Here is a 6,664-nt window from a genome sequence, read left to right as displayed (position 1 = left end):
CCGGGCCGCCGACCGGGGCGAACACCGCCGCTTCCCGCAGAGTGAGCCGGGATAGGGCCGGACCATCGCCGCATCCCGCTGAACGGACCAAAGCGGCTGAACCGTCTCCAGGGCGGGCCGCGGCGAACACCGCCGCTTCCCGCAGGGTGAGCCGGGATAGGGCCGGGCCATCGCCGCTTCCTGCTGAGATTCAGGCCCAGCCACACCGCCGCAACCGAGACGGCGCACCGCGGCCGGCCACCGGTCGGGCCGCCCCCGGATGGAACCTGCGGCGGGACTGCCCTCGGGCCAGGTGATGGGGCGCGCAGCCCCCGGCGCCAGTCCGGCACCACCCCGCCGCGCGCCGCCGCGCTGTCAGTCCGCGCCCTGCACTAAGCCGCAGCGTCAATCCGCGCGGTGCAGCTTGTCCGGCTTGTGCACTGCGGGCACGCGCCACCCGCGCCTGCACGCCGCCTCACCCCGCGGGGTCAGTCCGGCGGTTCCGGGATCCCCTCGTCCGGCTTGACCTCTTCGGTGTTCGGCGGCTTCTCGACGTCCTCGGTGGGTCCCATGTCCAGGTCGGGGTGCCGGACGTCGGGGAAGTCCGGCGACAGGGGCGGTTCGGGGCTGACCGGCTTCTTCTCGTCGTCCTTGTCGTTCATGGCACCGGCTTACCCCTTTTCCGCGAACTGTCAACCGGCCTGGCACCGCGGGCACCACACGGTGCCGCGCCCGCCGACCCGGCCGTGCTCCAACACGGTCCCGCATCGCGGGCAAGTCCCCGACGGCTCGTCCCGCCGCCCGGTGAGCCACGTCGTGCGCGGCGGCACCCGCCCGGCCTTCACCGCCGCCCGCAGCACCTCGCGCATCTCCCGGTGCAACCGGTCGGCCGCCGTGCCATCGAGGTCCGCGGCGCGCACCCGCGGAGCCAGCCGGGCCCGCCACAGGATCTCGTCGGCCAGCAGGTTCCCGAGCCCGGCGAGCACCGCCTGGTCGGTCAGCAGCTGTTTGATCCCGCGACGGCGGCCGAGGAGGACGCGGAACCGCTCCTTCGGCACGTCCAGCGCGTCCGGGCCGGTGTCCGCGAGCAGCCGGTCCAGCTCCGCGTCGCCCGCGAGCAAGCGCAGGCCCTGCAGCTTCCGCATGTCGCGGTAGCGCAGCTCCCCGTCGTCGAAGGCGAAGATCACCCGGTCGTGCCGGTTGCGGTCGTCCAGTTCGGACCACTCCAGCGACCCGGTCATGCCGAAGTGCAGCACCATCGTGGCGGGACGGCCGTCCACCGGCACGATCAGCCACTTCCCCCGCCGCCGGGGCTCGCCGAAGCGCTGGTGCCGCAACGTCTCCCGCAGCCTGCGCGCGCTCACCCCGCGCAGCACGCCCGCGTCCAGCGTGGTCACGCCGGTGATCCGCTTGCCGACCCCGTGGGCGGCCAGGGTGCGGCGGAAACCTTCGACGTCCGGCAGCTCGGGCACACCACAGCTTGCCACCCCACGCCGGCGCCCAAACCTCAATTCATCACTTGTTGATTTCCGGCGGGCGAGCGGGCATGCTGATCGCATGGTGCTGTCGAAGAGGGTCGCCCGGTTCAACCGCGTGGCGACCAACCGCGTGCTCGGACCGCTGACGAAGGGGCTGCCCGGCTTCGGGACGATCGTCCACCGCGGCCGCAAGTCCGGGAAGACCTACCGGACGCCGGTGAACGTCTTCCGCGCCGGGGACGGCTTCGTCGTCGCCCTGACCTACGGGCCGCAGGCCGACTGGGTCCGGAACGTCCTGGCCGCGGGCGGGTGCGGGATCGAGACGCGGGGCCGGGTCGTCGAAACGACCCGGCCCCGGCTCGTGCACGACGAGAAGCGGACCAGCATGCCGGCCGGCGTCCGCCAGGTCCTGTCGGTCATCGGCGTGACCGACTTCCTGTTCCTCGACCGGGTCAGCTGAGCAGTTCCCGCAGCTCGCTCACCACGCCGACGCGGCGCGCGGGGTCGGGTTCCAGGAACGTCACCTGCAGGGTGGTGACCCCGGCCTCGCGCAGGGCGGCCAGGCGCTCCTTGACCAGCCCCTTCGGCCCGACCAGCGAGATCGCCCGCAGCAGCTCGGCAGGCACCGCCGCGGCGGCCTCCTCCTTCTTGCCGTCGAGGTAGAGATCCTGGATCAGCTTGGCCTCGGCCTCGTAGCCGTACCGGCAGGCGAGCTCGTTGTAGAAGTTCTTGCCGCGGGCGCCCATGCCGCCGACGTAGAGCGCGACCACGGGACGCACCCAGTCGAGCATGTGGCCGACGTCCTCGCCGATCGCCACCGGCACCCCGACGGCCACGTCGAGGTCGCCGAGCGACGGGTCGCGCTTGGCCCTGCCCTCGGCCAGCGCCTCGCCCCACACCTCGGAAGCCCGCTCCGGGTGGAAGAAGATCGGCTGCCAGCCCTCGGCGATCTCCGCGGTCAGCGCCACGTTCTTCGGGCCTATCGCCGCGATCTGCACCGGGATCCGCTCGCGCACCGGGTGGTTGATGATCTTCAGCGGCTTGCCCAGGCCGGTGCCCTGGTCGGCGGGCAGCGGGATCTTGTAGTGCTTGCCGTCGTGGACCACGCGCTCGCGGCGCCACACCTGGCGGCAGATCTCCACGATCTCGCGGGTCCGGCCCAGCGGCGCGTCGTAGCGCACCCCGTGGAAGCCCTCCACGACCTGCGGCCCGGACGCGCCGATGCCGAGGATGAACCGCCCGTCGGAGACGAAGTCCAGGCCGGCCGCCGTCATCGCGGTCAGCGTCGGGGTCCGCGTGTAGATCTGCAGGATGCCGGACGCGAGCTGGACGCGCTCGGTCTTCGCCGCGACGTAGCCGAGCTGGCTGACCGCGTCGAACGAGTAGGCCTCGGGGATGGTGACGACGTCGAGCCCGGCCTTCTCCAGCTCGACGACGTCCCGGACGCTCTCGGCGAACCCGCCGGAGTACGAGATCTGGGTGCCGATCCGCATCGATCCAACCCTTCTAAGCGATCGCTTACCTGATTGCCGAGCACATTACCGGCTGGTAATCCAGTTCGAAACCACCCGGTCGAGGACCGGCAGCGGGAGGATGCCGTGCCCGAGCACCACGTCGTGGAAATCCCGGATGTCGAACCGGTCCCCCAGCGCCCGCTCCGCGCCGGCCCGGATCCGCTCGATCTCCAGCCGTCCCGTCATGTAGGACAGCGCCTGGCCGGGGCAGCCCGCGTAGCGGTCGACCTCCTCCTCGATCTCCACCGGCGCCATCGGCGTGTTCTCCCGCAGGTAGTCCACCGCCTGCTGCCGCGACCAGCCCAGCGCGTGCAGGCCGGTGTCCACCACCAGCCGCGCGGCGCGCATCGCGTCCTGGGTCAGCATCCCGAACCGGGCCACGTCCCCGGTGTAGAGCCCCATCTCCTCGGCCAGCCGCTCGGCGTAGAGCCCCCAGCCCTCGGTGTAGGCGTTGACGTCGGCGACGCGGCGCAGCAGCGGCAGGTCCAGCTCGAGCGCCAGGGACAGCTGGAAGTGGTGCCCCGGGATCGCCTCGTGGTAGGCGACCGCCTCGCTGACGTGACGGAACCGCTCCCCGGCGTGGAAGGTGTTGGCGTAGTAGATCCCCGGACGGGAGCCGTCGAGCGCCGGTTCGACGTAGTAGGCGATGGTGCCCGCGTCCGCGTCGCTCTCCGGCACCGGGCGCACCTCGCAGCGCGCGGACGGGATCGTCCGGAACCACCGGGGCGCCTCGGCTTCCGCCCGCGTGATGGCGGCGCGCGCTGCGGCCAGCAGCTCCTCGCCGCTGCCCCACCGCAGCGCCGGATCGGTGCGCAGGCGCTCGAAGATCCCGGCCAGATCGCCGGTGCCGAACACGCGGCGGCCCAGCGTGCGGAACTCCCCGGCGAGGTCGGCGATCAGCGCCAGCCCGATGTCGTGCAGCTCCTGCGCGGTGCGCTCCGTGGTGGTGTGCGCGCGGATCAGCCCGGCGTAACGCAGGAGGCCGCCCGGCTGCCAGCACAGCCCGGCCTCCTCGGCGGGCCGGGCCCGCGGCCGCAGGTCTTCGCGGAGGAACTCGCGGTAGCGGGCCAGCGCGGGCCGGACGAACCCGGACAGCAGCGCGTCGCGCTCGGCCGCCAGCGTCGCCGAACCGACATCGAGCCGGAGCGAGGTCAGCTCCGGCACGGCCAGCATCCGGTCGAAGTAGCCGATCGCGGAGTCCACCAGGAAGTCCGGCGGCACCGGGCCGGCCGCCTGCCGTTCCACCACCTGGTCCACGAAGGACGGGAACGCGGCGAGCCGGGCCAGGAAACCCCGCGCCCGGGTCTCGTCGGTCAGCTCGACCATCGGCAGGGTCATCAGCAGCAGCTGGAGCGGGGCGGTGAAGGCGTCGCTGACCGCGAACTCGGGCAGCCGCGCGTCGAGGAGGTCGACGGCGGCCCTGGCCTGCTGGACCACGACGTCGCGGGTCACCGCCTCGTCCGCGGTCGCGGGCGAGGCCGCTTCCGCGCGGGCCGCGACGTCCAGGTAGGCCGCCCGCTGCCGCTTCTCGGCGCTCGCGGTGAGGTCGGGCAGCCGGTCGTGGGCGCCGGGCAGGCCGAGCACCGACGGGCGCAGCGGGTCGGCCTCGAACAGCAGGCCGGTGAGCTCCTCGGCGAGGGCGTTCACCTCGCTCATGCCCGCGCGATCCACTCGTCGACGACCGCCTCCAGCACCGACAGCGGCAGCGCGCCGCCGCCGAGGACCAGGTCGTGGAAGGCGCGGATGTCGAACCGCTCCCCCAGCGCCTGCTCGGCCCGCGCCCGCACGCGCTGGATCTCCAGGCGTCCCACCATGTACGCCAGCGCCTGGCCGGGGTACGCGATGTAACGGTCCACTTCGGACTCGATTTCGACCTGCGGCATCGGGGTGTGCTCCCGCAGGTAGTCCACGGCCTGCTGACGGCTCCAGCCCTTGGCGTGCAGGCCGGTGTCGACGACCAGGCGGCCGGCGCGCATCGAGTCCATGGTGAGCATCCCGAGCAGCGCGACGCCGTCGGAGTAGAGGCCCATCTCGGCGGCGAGCCGCTCGCTGTAGAGGCCCCAGCCCTCGGCGTAGGCGTTGAAGTCGCCGATCCGGCGCAGCAGCGGCAGCTCGGTGAGCGTCAGCGCGGTGGACAGCTGGAAGTGGTGGCCGGGGATGGCCTCGTGGAACGCGGTCACCTCGGCGGCGTGCCGGAACCGCTCGGTCACCTCGTGGGTGTTGGCGAAGTAGATGCCCGGCCGCGACCCGTCGACCGACGGCTGCAGGTAGAACGCCGCCGGGCCACCGGGCGCCTCGGCCGCGGGCACCGGCTCCACGACCCACTTGTGCGGCGGGATTCGGCCGAACCAGCGCGGCGCGGCCTCCTCCGCGCGGCTGATCGCCGACCGGGCGGTGTCGAGCAGTTCCTCGGCGCTGCCCCAGCGCAGCTCCGGATCGGTGCGCAGCCGCCGGAAGATCTCGGCCAGGTCGTCGGTGCCGAACACGCGCGCGCCGATCTCGCGGTATTCGGCGGCCAGCTCGCCGATGATGCGCAGGCCCGTCTCGTGCAGCTCGTCCGGCGTGCGGTCGGTGGTGGTGTGCGTGCGCGCCAGCGAGGCGTAGATGCGCTCGCCGTCAGGCAGCCAGCACACACCGGGCTTCTCCGGCGAGCGGCCGTGCGGCGCGATGTCCGTGGCCAGCGCGTCGCGGTAGGCGGCGAACGCGGGCCGCACCACCTCGGCCAGCACCCGCTCGCGCTCGGCGGCGAACTCCTCGCTCGGCGCTGGCTGGCGCAGCAGCGGGTCGGCGTCCGGCGCGGCCAGGTAGCGGTCCAAGTGCGCGATCGCGGCGCGCACCAGGTGCTCGACCGGCACCCGCCCCGCCGCGACGCCCGCCCGGTGCCGGTCCGCGGCCTGCTCCAGGTACCGCGGGATCGCCGCGAGCCGGCCCAGGTGGCGGCGGCCCTGCTCGTCGTCGGGCACGCCGACCATCGGCAGGATCGTCAGCAGGCCCACCGCGGGGGCGACGAAGATGTCGCTGATCGTGAACTCGACCAGGTGAGTGTCCAGCCGGTCCAGGTTGGCGCGGGCCTGGCTGAGCAGCACGTCGCGGGTCACCCGGTCCTCGGCGCTGAGCCCAGCCGGGTCGATCTCCTCGGCGCGCCGGACGAACCCGTCGAGCCGGTCGCGGTAGGCGGCCTCGGCCTCCTCGCCGAGGTCGCCGAGCCCGTCCCGGTCGGACTCCAGCCCCAGCACCGCGGGCCACAACGGCTCCGCGTCGAACAGGGCGTCCACGAACTCGTCGGCGAGCTTCACGACCTCGGTCATCCATCCATCCCAGCTTCGTCGGGTCAGCGTGCCGCCAGCCTAGAACCTCCGGGCGGCGCGCCGGGGTGAACGACCGGGCCGGGAAGGCCAGCGGGTAGCGTTTCCGGACGTGGCCGTGACCGATCCCGCCGATGCCCGCCTGCTCGCCGCACTGGCCGAACTGGGCAAGGTGGCCGTGCACGAGCTCGCGGCGCGCGTCGGCATGGACCCGCGCGAGGTGGCCTACCGGCTGGTCGCCCTGTCCGGCAGCGGGCTGCCGCTGCTGGTCGGCGTGGAGAGCGACCCGCAGGGCCTCCGCGCGGCGCTCGCCGGGGCGTTCCCGCCCGCGCAGCCGCAGACGCCGAACCCGGGGCCCTACCAGGCACCGGCCGCGCACCCGCAGTCC

6 protein-coding genes and 1 pseudogene are annotated in these 6,664 nt (G+C 73.5%); 2 read left to right on the top strand and 5 right to left on the bottom strand.

Going from position 1 to position 6,664, the window contains the following annotated elements:
• Positions 1-467 precede the first annotated feature (467 nt).
• Together AMY39116_RS46950 and AMY39116_RS0341425 are read right to left on the bottom strand one after the other, a co-directional pair.
• Positions 468-641, bottom strand: coding sequence for a hypothetical protein (locus tag AMY39116_RS46950; RefSeq protein ID WP_020423479.1), 174 nt, complete (start codon positions 639-641; stop codon positions 468-470).
• 30 nt (positions 642-671) lie between these two features.
• On the bottom strand, positions 672-1,451 hold the full coding sequence (locus AMY39116_RS0341425) for an Fpg/Nei family DNA glycosylase (RefSeq protein WP_020423478.1): 780 nt from the start codon (positions 1,449-1,451) through the stop codon (positions 672-674).
• A gap of 85 nt (positions 1,452-1,536) precedes the next feature.
• Here AMY39116_RS0341425 and AMY39116_RS0341420 point away from each other — a divergent pair, with 85 nt between their 5' ends.
• Positions 1,537-1,917, top strand: coding sequence for a nitroreductase family deazaflavin-dependent oxidoreductase (locus AMY39116_RS0341420; protein ID WP_020423477.1), 381 nt, complete (start codon positions 1,537-1,539; stop codon positions 1,915-1,917).
• On the opposite strand, the gene AMY39116_RS0341415 is transcribed toward AMY39116_RS0341420, so the two are convergent.
• From AMY39116_RS0341415 to AMY39116_RS0341405, 3 genes are read right to left on the bottom strand one after another with little or no spacing between them, the layout of a single operon-like run.
• Entirely contained in the window at positions 1,910-2,950 is a 1,041-nt protein-coding gene (locus AMY39116_RS0341415; RefSeq protein WP_020423476.1) for an LLM class F420-dependent oxidoreductase, read from the bottom strand. The two genes, AMY39116_RS0341420 and AMY39116_RS0341415, sit on opposite strands and share 8 nt — an antisense overlap.
• A gap of 45 nt (positions 2,951-2,995) precedes the next feature.
• Positions 2,996-4,627 carry a DUF885 family protein gene (locus AMY39116_RS0341410; RefSeq protein WP_020423475.1) on the bottom strand — a complete coding sequence of 544 codons (1,632 nt, stop codon included), beginning with the start codon at positions 4,625-4,627 and terminating at the stop codon, positions 2,996-2,998.
• The gene (locus AMY39116_RS0341405; RefSeq protein ID WP_020423474.1) at positions 4,624-6,279 is read right to left on the bottom strand and encodes a DUF885 family protein; all 1,656 of its coding nucleotides are present in this window, start codon (positions 6,277-6,279) and stop codon (positions 4,624-4,626) included. Before AMY39116_RS0341405 ends, AMY39116_RS0341410 begins: the two co-directional genes overlap by 4 nt.
• A gap of 109 nt (positions 6,280-6,388) precedes the next feature.
• On the opposite strand from AMY39116_RS0341405, the pseudogene AMY39116_RS44435 reads away from it, so the two are divergent.
• A pseudogene (locus AMY39116_RS44435) lies at positions 6,389-6,664 on the top strand (AsnC family transcriptional regulator); the annotation flags it as partial.

Source organism: Amycolatopsis sp. ATCC 39116 (genome assembly GCF_000231075.2).
GTDB lineage: Bacteria > Actinomycetota > Actinomycetes > Mycobacteriales > Pseudonocardiaceae > Amycolatopsis_E > Amycolatopsis_E tucumanensis.
The sequence above is the reverse complement of the archived record's forward strand: the minus strand, read 5'-3'. Positions and strand labels throughout refer to the sequence as shown.

Excerpts from the sequence above, each read along its gene's own strand:
- AMY39116_RS46950 (WP_020423479.1), bottom strand. The coding sequence starts at position 641 with ATGAACGACAAGGACGACGAGAAGAAGCCGGTCAGCCCCGAACCGCCC.
- AMY39116_RS0341420 (WP_020423477.1), top strand. The coding sequence starts at position 1,537 with ATGGTGCTGTCGAAGAGGGTCGCCCGGTTCAACCGCGTGGCGACCAAC.
- AMY39116_RS0341415 (WP_020423476.1), bottom strand. The coding sequence starts at position 2,950 with ATGCGGATCGGCACCCAGATCTCGTACTCCGGCGGGTTCGCCGAGAGC.
- AMY39116_RS0341410 (WP_020423475.1), bottom strand. The coding sequence starts at position 4,627 with ATGAGCGAGGTGAACGCCCTCGCCGAGGAGCTCACCGGCCTGCTGTTC.
- AMY39116_RS0341405 (WP_020423474.1), bottom strand. The coding sequence starts at position 6,279 with ATGACCGAGGTCGTGAAGCTCGCCGACGAGTTCGTGGACGCCCTGTTC.